The organism is Flavobacterium sp. NKUCC04_CG, assembly GCF_019345525.1.
GTDB lineage: Bacteria > Bacteroidota > Bacteroidia > Flavobacteriales > Flavobacteriaceae > Flavobacterium.
The window spans coordinates 336743-351348 of sequence record NZ_JAHKRA010000001.1 but is presented as its reverse complement, the minus strand read 5'-3'; the positions used below and the strand labels follow the sequence as shown (position 1 = coordinate 351348).

The following is a 14606-nucleotide window of genomic DNA, read 5'->3' as shown; positions in this document are numbered from 1 at the left end:
TATCAATGGGCTTCTAACCAGTTATCACCGGTTCCAAGGTCTACTACCAAGGGAACTTCTAATACAAAGGCATTTTCCATTTCACTCTTAATCATGGTTTTTAAATTCTCGAGCTCCTCTTTATGAGCATCGAATACCAACTCATCGTGTACTTGCAATAACATTTTGGATTTCCAATTTTCGTTAATCAAGCGTTTGTGAATCGCTATCATCGCAATTTTGATGATATCAGCAGCACTTCCTTGAATCGGTGCATTTACGGCATTTCGCTCTGCTGCTCCACGAACAATAGCGTTCTGTGAATTGATGTCTTTTAAATAACGCCTACGACCAGAAATCGTTTGCACATAACCGTGGTCGCGCGCAAAGTCGATTTGCGTTTGTATGTATTTCTTTAATTCGGGATAAGTAGCATAATAGGCATCGATCAATTCCTTGCTCTCTGCTCTCGATAAGGAAGTTTGATTGCTCAATCCAAACGCAGATACCCCATAAATGATTCCGAAGTTGACCGTTTTCGCATGGCTACGCTGCTCTTTGGTAACCTCTTCCAGAGGAACGCCAAATACTTTAGCTGCGGTAGAACGGTGAATATCTTCCCCTTTCTTAAAGGATTCCATCATATTGGGTTCTTGACTCAAGGCCGCGATAATACGCAATTCTATTTGAGAATAATCGGCAGCGAGTAAGACGTAATTTTCATCGCGAGCCACAAAGGCTTTTCTGATTTGGCGACCGCGTTCCGTGCGTATAGGAATGTTTTGTAGGTTGGGATTATTAGAACTCAAACGTCCCGTTGCGGCTACCGTTTGCATATAGTCCGTATGTATTCTGCCTGTTACGGTATCCACTTGATTTGGCAAGGCATCTACATAAGTGTTTTGTAATTTAATCAATTGACGCCACTCCAAGATGTCTTTAACGATTTGATTGTCGTCTGCCAAATAACTCAAAACCTCTTCGCCAGTAGCATATTGACCCGTTTTGGTCTTTTTAGGTTTGTTTCCTCCAATCTTTAATCGATCAAACAAAACTTCACCCAATTGCTTTGGAGAAGCCAAATTAAACTGTTCTCCAGCCTGTTCGTAGATTCCCTTTTCTAAATCTTTGATGTCGTTATCGAGACTTTTTGATAGCGATTTTAAAAAATCGACATCTACTCGTATTCCCTCTTGTTCCATCGCGGCCAATACCGGTACCAACGGAACCTCTATGGTTTCAAAGAGTTTTTTTGTTTCAGATTCAATCAATTGTTTGTCAAAATAGCCTTCCAATTGAAAAGTAATATCAGCATCTTCACCAGCGTATTCTTTGACCAATTGCAAATCGACCTCGCGCATGGTTTTTTGATTTTTACCTTTTTTGCCAATCAATTCTTCAATAGATTGCGGAGAATAACTCAGGTAGGTTTCTGCTAGTATATCCATATTATGGCGCATATCTGGGTTAATTAGATAATGTGCAATCATCGTATCGAATATAGGGCCTCGTACAGCAAGGTCGTATCTAGCGAGTATTTTTATGTCGTATTTTAAATTCTGGCCAATCTTGGTAATCGTTTCAGATTCAAAGAAAGGGCGGAACTGTGCAGCCAAGACCTTAGCCTCTTCTTGGTCTTCGGGAAAGGGTACGTAAAAGGCACTTCCTTTTTCGTAAGAGAAGGCGATACCGACCAGTTCCGCATGAAGCGCATCTAATCCCGTGGTTTCGGTATCAAAACATACCTTGGGTTGTTCTAATAGGTTTTCTATAAACATTTTAACTGCCATGTTGCCCTGAATAATTTGGTAAAAGTGTGGCGTGTCTTGTAGGGTTTTATACGGACTTGATGAAGTAGGAGAGTCGGAAGACTCGTTACTACCGAACAAATCAAATTGATCGTCTGTCGATAAAGCTGCGTTTGTTTTTGTCGGGACAGCTGTAGCTGTTGCTTCGGGATTAAACAATTTGTCGAACTGTTCTTTCATACGTCGGAATTCCAATTCGATAAATAGGGCGTCGGTTTTTTCCACGTCTGGTTTATCCAACTCAAAATCCTTTTCGTTGAAAGTTACCGGGCAGTCTAATAAAATAGTCGCCAAGGTTTTGGAAAGAATTCCCTTGTCTTTATGGGCTTCGATGTTTTCTTTCATCTTGCCTTTGAGTTCATGAGTGTTGGCCAATAGATTTTCCATACTGCCGTATTGCTGTAGGAACTTTTTTGCGGTTTTCTCTCCAACACCAGGTAGGCCTGGAATATTATCGACAGCATCGCCCATCATTCCCAAATAGTCGATGACCTGTAAGGGATCTTCAACTTCGAACTTAGCCTGAACTTCTGGTATTCCCCATATTTCTATACCGTTGCCCATTCTGGCTGGTTTGTACATAAAAATATTCTCAGAAACCAATTGAGCAAAATCCTTGTCTGGAGTAACCATGAATACTTGATAGCCTTCTTTTTCTGCTTGCTTGGCCAGAGTTCCAATCAAATCATCGGCCTCACAGCCCTCCACTTCCATAATGGGAATATGCATGGCTTCTAAAAGTTGCTTGATATAAGGTATTGCTATTTTGATTGCTTCTGGTGTTGCTTGACGATTGGCTTTGTATTCGGGAAACATCTCCGTTCGCACAGTACTTCCTCCTTTGTCGAAGGCTACAGCTAAATGATCGGGTTTTTCTCTTCGTATAACATCGATAAGTGAATTCATAAACCCCAATACTGCCGAAGTATCTAAACCTTTAGAGTTGATACGTGGATTTTTGATAAAAGCATAATATCCTCTGAAAATAAGGGCGTAGGCATCGAGTAGAAAAAGACGTTTTTGTGGTTCCATAACCTAAAAAGGGTTTTGTTATATTATTTTTCAAAAATACAAACTTAAAAGCAAACGACGATGACCTTTTTGGGAAACATCAAAGCGATTGCATCGGCTAGATGTCGTGTGGATTTATAGTGTTTATAGAACGAAAATTCGCAAAATGTGTTGCTATTGCTTGGGGTTATATCAAAAAATACTGATAAACTACTTCAAACAACGGTCTTAAAGAGTGATAATTAATGTTAAATACTGTATGGAGTGTTTTTAAACGAGTATTTTTGTAAGCTTATCTTTATTCGATATTTATGCGTTGGATTATCCTTATATTGTTTCTTGTCCTTTTAGAATTTTATTCCTACCAAGCCTTAAGTAATCTGACGAAGAATCGATGGATAATTATTGCCTATGCTTTGTTTACTTTAGTGGCCATCGGGATGATTGCTTATGGTTTTTTGAGTTTTGATCGATCGGTCGGCCAAAATAAAACCTTGATGATGGCTATTGCTTTGGTCTTATTACTGTATATGCCCAAATTGGTTATTACCATTTTTTTATTCGTAGAAGATGCCGCGCGATTAATCATTGGAGTTTGTAATTATTTTGTGTCAGCAGCTCAAATTGAGGGTGAATTTCTACCTGAAAGAAGGAAATTCGTAACACAAGTAGCTTTAGGAGTAGCGGCGATTCCCTTTTTATCCATCATTCATGGTATAGCTGTAGGTAGATACAAATTTAGAGTGATTAAACAAACGGTCTTTTTTGACGATTTACCTGAAGCTTTTGACGGATTTACCTTTACGCACATTTCGGATATTCACTGTGGTAGTTTTGACGACAAGGAAAAAATTCAACACGCCATAGATGTAATTAATGATCAAGAGTCCGATTTGTTGTTGTTTACTGGAGATTTAGTTAATAGCTTGGCTAATGAAATGGATCCTTGGTTAGCAACCTTTCAAGGAATTCGAGAGCATAAATACGGTAAGTTTTCCGTATTGGGGAATCACGATTATGGCGAATATGTAGAATGGGATACGGCGGCTCAAAAAGAAAACAATTTTAAGGAAATAAAAGATTTGCACCCGAAGATGGGTTTCAGTTTATTGTTGAATGAAAAGATGTGGATTGAAAAGGAAGGACAACGTATAGCCATTGTAGGAGTTGAAAATTGGGGTGTTAAATTTAAAAAAGTCGGTGATCTAAATAAGGCAACCTCTGGTGTTGCTGCTGAAGATTTTAAGATCTTATTATCTCATGATCCTTCGCATTGGGATGCGGAAGTAGTAAGCCATCCTAAAAACGTGCAATTGATGCTAGCGGGACATACGCACGGTGCGCAATTTGGTATCGAAATCCCGGGAATAATAAAGTGGAGTCCTATACAGTATGTCTATAAACAATGGGCTGGATTATATAAAACTGCAGGTCGTTATTTATATGTAAATAGAGGTTTTGGATACCATGCTTATCCGGGTCGAGTAGGGATCTGGCCCGAGATTACAGTTTTTGAACTTAAACGCAGAAAAAACTAGTTCAATTCCCAAAAAATCGTATTTTTGTTTAGAGTGCCTACGGAATTGCTATGTTTAATAAGCTAAATAACTGTTTATGTCAAAATTTGGAGAATTAATTAGTGCTAATGTACCCGTTCTAATTTATTTTTACGCACAGTGGAACGAAAGTTCCAAATCGATGCAACCCGTGATTCATGATGTGGCTGCGGCTATGGGCGACCAATTGCGCGTTATTAAAATAGACGTGGAGAAAAATAAGGATTTATCGGATGCCTTACGTATCAAAAATGTACCTACGATGATGATTTATCGCAATGGGGCAATGGTATGGAGGCAAACGGGAACTATAGAGGCTAATGCCTTAATTACCATTTCTAAAGCCTTATAATAGCTCAAATTGATAGCCTTCCTTTAGGAGATACTCAATAGCCTTGGGCAAGGCAAATTTTAAATTTCCCGATGCTTTCCAGCTGTCGTGGAACAATATAATACTACCTGATCGGGTGTGCTTTACTACGTTCTGTAAACACTGTTCCGGAGACGTTTTGGCGTCATAATCTTTACTCAACACCGTCCACATAACTATTTTATATTTTTTTTGTAGCAAGATTTTAGCTTGGGAAGCTTTTATCTTTCCATACGGGGGTCTAAATAAGTGCTGCGAAACTTTCGTGTGTTTCTCTATTTTTTTTGTGCATTGTACAACCTCTTCAATATATATTGATGTTTCCGTTTTCCAACCGTTGACATGATGATCGGTGTGATTGCCAATTTGGTGACCGGCATGAATGACTTTTTTGAAAATATTGGGATGCTTGCGAATGTTATCCCCTATGCAAAAAAACGTTGCTTTGATCTGATATAATGCAAGCAGCTCTAAGACCCATTCTGTAACTTCGGGTATAGGGCCGTCATCGAAAGTAAGGTAGATTTTTTTATCCGTATTGGCTACTGCCCACAATTGTTTGGGGAATAGTATCGGTACTAAAAAAGGGATTTTGGCAAACATTTTTTTTATAAAGATAAAAAAAAAGAGCGGTTTGATTAGATCAAACCGCTCGATTATTGATAGTATATAAGTGGAATTATTTTACTCCACCACCTACTGCTTTGTATAATTGTACTATAGCATTCAATTTGCTAAATTGCGTATTGATTAAATTGAGTTGTGCAGCTAAAGTATTTTCTTTAGCGGTCAAAACTTCTAAATAATTCGCCATACCGTTGTTTTGCAATTCTTCTGAATATTCAGCTGCTAGACTATAAGCTTCCACTTCTTTCGTTTTTAAACCAATTTTCTCATCCATGGCTTGATATGTGTAAAGTGCGTCAGAAACTTCTTTACTGGCATTTAGCATGGCTTTTTTATAATTCAAAAATGCGATTTCTTGATTGGCTTGACTCACTTGGTGTTGGGTGCGGATTTGTCTTCCATTGATCAACGGTTGAGTTAGTCCTCCTATGATATTAGCAAATAGAGAATTGGTGTTGAACAATTCATCAAATTTAATACTTTGCAAACCACCAGTAGCGGTTAATTTAAAAGAAGGGTAGAAATTACTACGCGCAACATTGGTCATTTCAAAGGCATTCATCAATCCGTATTCTGCTGCTAGAACATCCGGACGATTACTCAATAGTTGCATTGGAACTCCAACAGTCAAATCGCTATTTAATTTTTGTTCGGCCAAAGTAGAACGCTTGATGCTTTCTGGATTGTCAGCCAATAAAATACTAAAAGTGTTTTCCATCAACTTGATGTTGTTGTTGATGTCTAACAATTGTGATCTTGTATTGAGTAATAGCGCTTCGTTTTGTTTAACAGCCACTTCAGTCACTTGTCCAGCTTCTTTTAAAGCAATAATGGTTTCTAAACTTTTCTCTCTGTTTAAAATGGTTTCCTTAGTGATGCGTTGCTGTTCGTCAAGAGATAATAATTGGTAATAAGTAGAAGCAATAGTAGCGATTAACTGCGTTTTTACCGCTTGATGAGCCGCTACGGTCTGTAGATAACTCGCGCCAAAGGCTCTTTTATTACTTCTTATTTTTCCCCAAATATCAGCTTCCCAAGAAAAATTTCCTGTGATATCATATTGGTCTACTTTTACTCGGTCACCGTTGGAAAACAAGGCACCCAATTGGGTGTTTTTTGAAGGAACAGAGTGGGTATAGTTGGCTCCTAAGTTTAAAGTAGGTAAATACCCCATTTTTCCTTGTTTAAAATAGGCATTGGCGGCTTCGATGTTTTGCATGGCCACACGAATGTCTAAGTTTGTATCAAGACCTTTATCAATATATTGAATTAATATAGGGTCGCTAAACAAATCCTTCCACGGCACATTGGCCATGGAAAGACTGTCTGAGTTGAGACGATCTGTTCTGTAATTTTGCTCGTTAATCACTTCAGGTCGCTCGTAGGTTTTGGCTACAAAACACGATTGGACACTAAGGGCAACGATGGCTACAGGGATGATTCTATATAAAGTGTTTTTTCTCATTTTGAATTCACTAATTATGTTTTTCTTCAAATTTCATAGGTTTAACTTTTTCTTGAAGCCATTGGAATATTACATAAAGTACTGGGATAACAAAAACCCCTAATATAGTACCGATTAACAATCCGAAAACAGCACCAGTTCCGATAGAGCGGTTACCACTTGCTCCAACTCCAGAAGCGAGTACCAATGGCATCAAACCGAGGATAAAGGCAAACGAAGTCATCAAAATTGGACGTAAACGCGCTTTGGCACCATTAATAGCAGATTCTGCAATAGTTTCTCCATGTCGACGTCTTTGAACCGCAAACTCCACAATAAGAATCGCGTTTTTAGCAAGCAATCCGACCAGCATGATCAGTGCAATTTGGAAATAGATATTGTTCTCTAATCCTGCGAGTTTTTGAGCGAGAAATGCACCCATAATACCCGTTGGTAGTGATAATATAATAGCAAACGGCAATAAGTAACTTTCGTATTGAGCTGAAAGAATAAAGTAAACAAACACGATACACAAGATAAAAATCAACATGGTTTGTGAACCGGCGTTGATCTCCTCACGAGACAAACCGGTAAAGTCTACTCCGTAACTTGATGATAAGGTGTTTTTAGAAACTTCTTGAACAGCGTGAATCGCATCTCCAGAACTGTATCCTGGATTTGGCGCTCCCGATATATTGGCAGACGTAAACAAGTTATAACGGTTTACCGACTGTGGTCCATACACGCGTTTCAAAGTGACAAACTGAGTAACAGGTGTCATGTTTCCATTACTGGTGCGTACAAAAATTTCATTTAAGCTATTCACATTAGTTCTACTCTCAGGCAATGCTTGAATCATTACACGGTATTGTTTTCCAAAACGGGTAAAATCGGCAGCGTAAATACCTCCAATATATCCTTGTAAAGCGGAGAATATATCACTAACAGCAACACCAGATTCTTTGGCTCTTGGGATGTTTAGGTCAATTTCATATTGTGCGAAATTGGTGTTAAACGAAGTTTGAGCATACATGATCTCTGGACGTTTCATCAATTCGCCCAAATAATTTTTGGCAATCACGTCGAAATCGTTTAAGCTTCCTCCTGATTTGTCTAATAATTTTAACTCAAATCCAGACGACATACCAAAACCTGGTATACTCGGTGGTTGGAAGAAAATCATTTTCGCATCGGGAAACTGCATAGCTGCTAAGCCAAACAACTTACCAATTACTACGTCGGTAGCCATCTCTTTTGACTTTCTCTCTTTAAAAGATTTCATTTTAATCAATCCCATACCGTAGTTAGATCCAGCACCAGAAATGATACTGTTTCCTGTAATAACGGTTACGGTTTCAACACCTGGAATTTGAGCAGCCGCTTTTTCGAATTTCTTTTGTAATTCATAAACACGGTCACTAGATGCTCCAGCAGGTAATTCTACGTTGGCTAAGATAAATCCACGGTCTTCGTTAGGTACAAACCCAGAAGGCATGGTTTTATTGGCGTAAAATGTTATACCCAAACAAGCTATTAAGATCGCGAAAGTGATCCATTTGTGTTTTAAAAGGAATTTAAATCCATTCCCGTATCTGTTGGTCAACGAAGTAAATGCCGTGTTAAACGCAAAGAAGAAGCGACTTACAAAATTTCTTTTTTGATGATCACTCGAGTGCCCTTGTTTTAAGAACATAGCACAAAGTGCTGGACTCAAAGTCAAGGCGTTTACAGCCGAGATAATAATCGCTACGATTAGCGTAATACCAAACTGTTTATAGAAAACACCTGTAGGACCTGTAATAAACGTTACCGGTATAAATACGGCGGCCATCACTAGGGTAATCGAAACAATAGCTCCAGAGATTTCTCCCATGGCTTCATGTGTAGCGGTACGGGCATCTTGTTTGGTTTCTTCCATTTTGGCATGCACTGCCTCGACGACGACGATGGCATCATCGACGACAATTCCAATCGCAAGTACCAAGGCAAACAACGTCAATAAGTTTAACGAGAATCCAAATAAATTTAAAAAGAAAAACGTACCCACAATAGAAACCGGAACGGCAATCAGTGGAATTAAGGTTGATCTAAAATCTTGTAAGAAGATATAAACCACGATAAAAACCAAGATAAAAGCTTCAATTAAAGTGCTTACTACTTTACTGATAGAGGCATCTAAAAATTCATTGGTATCAAAGTTGATCATATAATGAACACCTTTAGGCAATGATTTACTGATTTTTTCGAGTTCTATTTTTAAGTTTTTATTAATTTCCTGTGCATTAGATCCTGGGGTTTGATAGATCGCCATGGCGATAGCATCATTACCGGATAACTCAGATGAACCAGCATAAGATTGTGCGCCTAATTCTATTTTAGCAACATCTTTAAGTCGTAAAATCTGACCGTTATTTAAGGATTTAATGACGATGTCTTCGTATTGACTTTCGGTTTTGTATTTACCGCTATATTTGATGACATACTGAAAGGCCTGACCGGAGTTTTCTCCCAACTGACCTGCAGCCGCTTCCAAACTCTGTTCGTTTAGCGCAGCATTAATATCGGCGGGAACCAATCCGTAATTCGCCATTTTAGTTGGATCCAACCAAACGCGCATTGAATAGTTCCTCGCACCAAAAATCGTTGCATCTCCAACACCACTAACCCTCTTTAATTCAGGAACTACGTTGATGTTCATGTAGTTTTGAATATAAGTGGCGTCATAGGCTTTGTCAGTAGAGTAGAAGGATACGAACATCAAAGCACTGGTTTGTTGCTTTTGTGTTGTAACTCCCGAACGCGTTACCTCTGATGGTAACAAAGGCGTTGCTCTGGACACCCTGTTTTGAACGTTTACAGCTGCGATATCCGGATCCACTCCTTGTTTAAACAGAACTTGTATCGATACACTACCGTCGTTACTGGCTGTTGAGGTAATATAATCCATTCCCTCAACCCCATTAACCTGTTCTTCAATAGGGATGATAACACTTTGCATAACCGTCTCGGCATTGGCTCCAGGATAATTGGCGTTAATTTGCACAGTTGGTGGGGCAATGTCGGGGTATTGCGTTACTGGGAGGATTGTTAATCCGAGTACCCCAAGTATTACGATGATGATTGAAATTACTGTAGATAATACAGGTCTTTCTATAAAGGTTTTAAGCATTTTCTAGAATTTTGGTTTAATGGAGTTAATGATCGTGTCAAAACTAACCGGTTGTGGTACTATCGCAGTTCCGGTTCTTAATGAACCGATTCCAGATACAACAATTTTGTCGCCTTTTTTCAATCCATCTTCTACTATAGCCATACGGTCTACACGATTGTGAACTGTAATCTTAGTAGATAATGCTGTATCGTTTTCAACCTTATAAACATACACCAAGCCTTGTTGTTCAAACGTAGCTGATTCAGGTACTACTAATACATCGGTATATGTTTTTGGAATACGAATAAAACCGCTATTTCCATTGTTTAAAAGTCCTGCTTTATTTGAGAATACAGCTCTAAATTGTATAGTACCTGTCTGTGGGTCAATCTGTCCAGTAGCTGCTTCGATTTTTCCTTTTTCACTATACAATTCGTTATTGGCTAAAACCAAATCTACTTTAGGAAGATTATTTAATTTCTCCTTAACCGTTTTTCCTTCTGTACTATTTAAAAAGTTGAAATATTCTTTTTCATTCATTGAGAAATAAGCATATACTTCACTAATATCCGATACGGTGGTTAGCGGAACGGCATCCGATGGACCTACTAAACTTCCTAATCTAAAAGGAAGGCTACCGACAACTCCTGAAACAGGGCTTTTGATAATCGAATAATCGATATCTGCAACCACACCTCCATAATTCGCTTTAGCTTGGGCTAATTGACTTTTTGCAACAGCTAAGTTGGCTTTGGCTGTTTCTAATTGAACTGGGCTAATAATGTTTTTATTCACTAGGGGAATTAACTTATTAACTTCAACTTGTGCAGCAGTAACGCTTGCTTCAGCAGAAAGAATACCTGATTTAGCTGCATTAGCAGATTGGTTCAATGTATTGGTTTCCAATCTAAATAAAGGTTGCCCTTTAGTAACAATCTGACCTTCATCTACATAAAGTTCTTGGATATAACCCGAAATTTTTGCACGGACATTATTGTTGATTTTCCCTTGAATATTGGCTGGAAATGATTGATATCCTACTATTGTTCTTGTCGGAACATCAACGACTCCATAGGGCATTGAAGGAGGACCCTGCTGCGCTTGCTTTTGGCTACATGAGGTAACAGTAAGGGCTACTGCAGTAATTAGGAACGTGTTGATCAAATGTTTCATAATGTTATAATGATTGTTAATTTGAATTTTTTAATTTTTCAATAGTATTGGTTAATTCATGGGTGGCTTTTTCTAAGTGCTCAATGTAAATGCCCATTTTCATTTGACATGGCTTGGTTTCTGCCGTTTTAGTTGCTTTGTATTCTTGTAGGCGATAGGCCAGATTTTTTTCTTTTGCAAGTATATCTCTTATGGTATTCAAACGTATGGTTAAATAGTCTGGATTAACGCGGAAATATCTTTTGCGCTCATCGATTTTATTAAAATGTTCGACATGTGCATTATTAACTAGGGTATTTAAGCTGCTAGAAACGGAGCTTTTACTCGCGTTTAACTTTTCGACGATCTCATCAAATGTTATTCCCTCTCGATCGCTGCTGAGCATCAGGTATGTATATATCTTTGCGGTTAAAGGCGAATAATTATACATGGTTTCATGATGGGCGCAGTAATCTTGGAAAAATTCTATTAATTCCTTTTCATGCTTCATCTTTCAAAATTTTGTACAAAAGTACAGTTAGTTCGGTAAAAACAAAACCAATCGAACTTAAAGTTTTCTTAATTTAGTGGAAGTTTTGTTGCGGTTTGGGGTAAAAAGGGTTCCTATGCTTCGTTCGATTATTTTTTTACTTTTTTAATGGATTGATTTTTAGAGGTTAATTTGATATGTTGTCTGAAATTGAAAAAAATCTTTAAAAAGGTTTGTTTAAAATTCAAAAATAGCGTTATATTTGCACCCACATTAATGCGGAAGTAGCTCAGTTGGTAGAGCTCCAGCCTTCCAAGCTGGTTGTCGCGAGTTCGAGCCTCGTCTTCCGCTCCAAAACTGGATGACAGTTTTAAAAGATCATCATATTGCGGAAGTAGCTCAGTTGGTAGAGCTCCAGCCTTCCAAGCTGGTTGTCGCGAGTTCGAGCCTCGTCTTCCGCTCCAAAACTGGATGAAAGTTTTAAAAGATCATCACCTGCGGAAGTAGCTCAGTTGGTAGAGCTCCAGCCTTCCAAGCTGGTTGTCGCGAGTTCGAGCCTCGTCTTCCGCTCTGCAGTTAAAGCCTTATCTATAAGATAAGGCTTTTTTTTTACCTTTATTTGTCAAAGAACATTAAGTTTCATTCTTTATTTTTTGTGCTGTTTTATACGAATGCTGAAAAACCAGTAATACTTCGCCCAACAATCAACGAGTTGATTTCCTTAGTTCCTTCATAGGAATAAATCGCTTCTGCGTCGGCTAGGAATCGGGCGACATTATGTTCTAGTAATATTCCATTGCCTCCCATTACTTCTCTGGCTTTAGAAACTATATCTCGAGTTCTTAGGCTACAGAAAACTTTAGCCAAAGAAGCGTGTTCGTCTTTTAGTAAGTCTTGATCTTGTAATTGAGAAAGGCGAAATACCAAGGTTTGCATAGCGGTTAAATTGGAAAGCATTTCAACCAGATGGTTTTGGATCAATTGAAAAGAAGCAATTGGTTTTCCGAATTGTTTTCTTTTTCGAGTGTAATCCAAAGCGTTTTCATAAGCCCCTCTTGCACAGCCAACAGCCATCCAGGCCACACCAGCGCGCGTTTTTTGAAGTACTTTAGCGGTATCCTTAAAAGAGTTTGCATTTTGAAGGCGGTCTTTTTCCTCAACGACACAGTCCTTTAGGGTGATGAGTCCGTTTTGAACAATTCTCAATGCCATTTTCCCCTTAATTTTTTCAACCTCAAAACCGGGATTGTCTTTTTTTACAAGAAACCCCTTGACTTGATTATCGTCGACATCGCGGGCCCATATAATAATTAAATCAGCGAAGGTTGCGTTGCCAATCCATTTTTTTTGGCCGTTTAAAACCCAGCCGTTTGCTGTTTTTTTTGCTGTAGTAGTTAGTCCTCCAGCAACCCCGGATCCAACATCGGGTTCCGTTAGTCCAAAGGCACCAATGGTTTTCATTTGTTGCATTTTTGGTAGCCACTCCGCCTTTTGCGCGTCAGAGCCACAATAGTAAATGGAGCCCATGGCTAGCCCGCTCTGAACGCCAAAAAAAGTAGCGATAGAGGTATCGATTCGCGCCATCTCACTGGCAATAATGCCTTCCATTAATGATGATCTGCCAGCACAACCATATCCTTCAAAAGTAAGTCCACAAACGTTTAACTGAGCGAGTTTAGGGATGATTTCCATCGGAAACTCGTCGTGTAGCCAATAGTCGTTGACGAGCGGTTGAATTTCGTCTTCCATAAAAGCCCGTACTTTTAATTGTAGTAAGCGGTCTTCTGCGGATAACTTTTGGTCCATTTTATAAAAATCGGCATCTATAGGTGGAAGTTCCTTCGTTTTGTTCTGGCTGGATAGCATTTTTGACAATCCCTTTAATTGGGTCTCATCCATCTGAGATACGGAATTGACGATTTCTGATAAATCAACCTTTTCAGATAAAGATGCTAGTTGCTCCAGATCTATTGAACGAAGTAATTGAACCGTATTTCGAATTTTCTTAAACATAGTAAATGATTGGGTTGTTATTTCATGTTTAAGGTACGTAAAATTTAAAAGCGAACTTGTAAAAATAGGATATATTTAACTATTATTTTACGAAAAATTAATTTTCAGCTGTGAAAACCGCGAATTAATATAAGGTTTGTTCTAAAATAGATCTAAAACAAACCTTTTTGTAATGTGGAAATTATTTTTTCTAATTTAAATTAGAGAGTGAGCTGGCGGTTTCGATTTCTTTTGGAATTTGATTTTTTCTAAATATTCTCGCGGTCAGTTGCCCTCTTAATGTGATGCAATCGCCCAAAACTTCAATCCAACTTCCTTCTCTCAATCCAATCACGGGTTGTGAATTAAATTGATGAAATTCATGTATGCGCGTTTCGCGAGTTTCACCCATGTGTTTGGAGTCGGGGTCGGGATCTAAATAATGCGGATTGATGTTAAAGGGAACCAATCCCAAAGTTTGAAAGGAAGGAGGGTAAATGATTGGCATATCATTGGTAGTTTCCATAGTCAGTCCACAGATATTGCTACCGGCACTGGTTCCCAAATAGGGCGTTCCAGACTTAACGGTTTCAATTAGCGTTGGCATCAGACCGTGATCATAAAGTTGTTTTACCAATAAAAAAGTATTACCGCCACCCGTAAAAATGGCTTCGGCTTCTTGTAAGCCAAGTAAAGGGTCTTCAAATTCATGCAGGCCTTTAACTTCAATTCCGATTTTGGAAAAGGCTAACTGTACTTTTGCGGTATAGTCTTCATGTGAAATACCGCTAGGCCTTGCAAAAGGAATAAAAGTCAAAGTTTTAACTTGTTTGAAAAATGTTTTTAATTCTGGTAACAAATAGTCCAAATAGTCCCCATCGTGTAAGGTAGAGGTGCTCGCTATGATTATTTTTTTCATGAGTTGATATGCATTTAAGCGGATATAAGATGTGATTTTATTGATAAGAAGGATTTGTTGTTTTATAAGGATTACAATGGAGGCAATTTAAATCAAAAGTACGATTA

At 38.5% G+C, this 14606-nt stretch carries 10 protein-coding genes and 3 tRNA genes; 5 read left to right on the top strand and 8 right to left on the bottom strand.

Annotated features, from left to right (window positions below; all coding sequences use genetic code 11):
* Positions 1-2: 2 nt before the first annotated feature.
* Positions 3-2819, bottom strand: coding sequence for a DNA polymerase I (polA, locus tag KO524_RS01445; protein ID WP_219288450.1), 2817 nt, complete (start codon positions 2817-2819; stop codon positions 3-5).
* 290 nt (positions 2820-3109) lie between these two features.
* Between polA and KO524_RS01440 the strand changes: the two genes are divergently transcribed.
* Both KO524_RS01440 and KO524_RS01435 read left to right on the top strand, forming a co-directional pair.
* Positions 3110-4336 carry a metallophosphoesterase gene (locus tag KO524_RS01440; RefSeq protein ID WP_219288448.1) on the top strand — a complete coding sequence of 409 codons (1227 nt, stop codon included), beginning with the start codon at positions 3110-3112 and terminating at the stop codon, positions 4334-4336.
* A 76-nt stretch (positions 4337-4412) separates the two neighbouring features.
* Entirely contained in the window at positions 4413-4706 is a 294-nt protein-coding gene (locus KO524_RS01435) for a co-chaperone YbbN (RefSeq protein WP_219288446.1), read from the top strand.
* Here the strand turns inward: KO524_RS01435 and KO524_RS01430 are convergent.
* The 5 genes from KO524_RS01430 to KO524_RS01410 all read right to left on the bottom strand — a co-directional run bounded on the left by KO524_RS01430 (position 4701) and on the right by KO524_RS01410 (position 11609).
* A complete protein-coding gene (locus tag KO524_RS01430) occupies positions 4701-5327 on the bottom strand; it encodes a polysaccharide deacetylase family protein (protein ID WP_219288444.1) in 627 nt (208 codons plus the stop codon). The two genes, KO524_RS01435 and KO524_RS01430, sit on opposite strands and share 6 nt — an antisense overlap.
* 76 nt (positions 5328-5403) lie before the next feature.
* Positions 5404-6816, bottom strand: coding sequence for an efflux transporter outer membrane subunit (locus KO524_RS01425; protein ID WP_219288639.1), 1413 nt, complete (start codon positions 6814-6816; stop codon positions 5404-5406).
* Positions 6817-6826: 10 nt separating this feature from the next.
* Entirely contained in the window at positions 6827-9964 is a 3138-nt protein-coding gene (locus KO524_RS01420; RefSeq protein ID WP_219288442.1) for an efflux RND transporter permease subunit, read from the bottom strand.
* A 3-nt stretch (positions 9965-9967) separates the two neighbouring features.
* Entirely contained in the window at positions 9968-11119 is a 1152-nt protein-coding gene (locus tag KO524_RS01415) for an efflux RND transporter periplasmic adaptor subunit (protein WP_219288440.1), read from the bottom strand.
* A gap of 16 nt (positions 11120-11135) precedes the next feature.
* A complete protein-coding gene (locus KO524_RS01410) occupies positions 11136-11609 on the bottom strand; it encodes a transcriptional regulator (protein WP_219288438.1) in 474 nt (157 codons plus the stop codon).
* A 257-nt stretch (positions 11610-11866) separates the two neighbouring features.
* Here KO524_RS01410 and KO524_RS01405 point away from each other — a divergent pair.
* From KO524_RS01405 to KO524_RS01395, 3 genes are all read left to right on the top strand, one after another.
* A tRNA-Gly gene (locus tag KO524_RS01405) sits at positions 11867-11942 on the top strand.
* A 34-nt stretch (positions 11943-11976) separates the two neighbouring features.
* Positions 11977-12052: transfer RNA gene (locus KO524_RS01400), tRNA-Gly, on the top strand.
* Positions 12053-12085: 33 nt separating this feature from the next.
* Positions 12086-12158 (top strand) — tRNA-Gly (locus KO524_RS01395).
* 93 nt (positions 12159-12251) lie between these two features.
* Here the strand turns inward: KO524_RS01395 and KO524_RS01390 are convergent.
* A complete protein-coding gene (locus KO524_RS01390; RefSeq protein WP_219288436.1) occupies positions 12252-13601 on the bottom strand; it encodes an acyl-CoA dehydrogenase family protein in 1350 nt (449 codons plus the stop codon).
* 190 nt (positions 13602-13791) lie between these two features.
* On the bottom strand, positions 13792-14499 hold the full coding sequence (gene pepE, locus KO524_RS01385) for a dipeptidase PepE (RefSeq protein WP_219288434.1): 708 nt from the start codon (positions 14497-14499) through the stop codon (positions 13792-13794).
* Between the last annotated feature and the right edge of the window lie 107 nt (positions 14500-14606).

Coding starts and splice junctions, on each gene's coding strand:
- polA (WP_219288450.1), bottom strand. CDS start 2,819: ATGGAACCACAAAAACGTCTTTTTCTACTCGATGCCTACGCCCTTATT.
- KO524_RS01440 (WP_219288448.1), top strand. CDS start 3,110: ATGCGTTGGATTATCCTTATATTGTTTCTTGTCCTTTTAGAATTTTAT.
- KO524_RS01435 (WP_219288446.1), top strand. CDS start 4,413: ATGTCAAAATTTGGAGAATTAATTAGTGCTAATGTACCCGTTCTAATT.
- KO524_RS01430 (WP_219288444.1), bottom strand. CDS start 5,327: ATGTTTGCCAAAATCCCTTTTTTAGTACCGATACTATTCCCCAAACAA.
- KO524_RS01425 (WP_219288639.1), bottom strand. CDS start 6,816: ATGAGAAAAAACACTTTATATAGAATCATCCCTGTAGCCATCGTTGCC.
- KO524_RS01420 (WP_219288442.1), bottom strand. CDS start 9,964: ATGCTTAAAACCTTTATAGAAAGACCTGTATTATCTACAGTAATTTCA.
- KO524_RS01415 (WP_219288440.1), bottom strand. CDS start 11,119: ATGAAACATTTGATCAACACGTTCCTAATTACTGCAGTAGCCCTTACT.
- KO524_RS01410 (WP_219288438.1), bottom strand. CDS start 11,609: ATGAAGCATGAAAAGGAATTAATAGAATTTTTCCAAGATTACTGCGCC.
- KO524_RS01390 (WP_219288436.1), bottom strand. CDS start 13,601: ATGTTTAAGAAAATTCGAAATACGGTTCAATTACTTCGTTCAATAGAT.
- pepE (WP_219288434.1), bottom strand. CDS start 14,499: ATGAAAAAAATAATCATAGCGAGCACCTCTACCTTACACGATGGGGAC.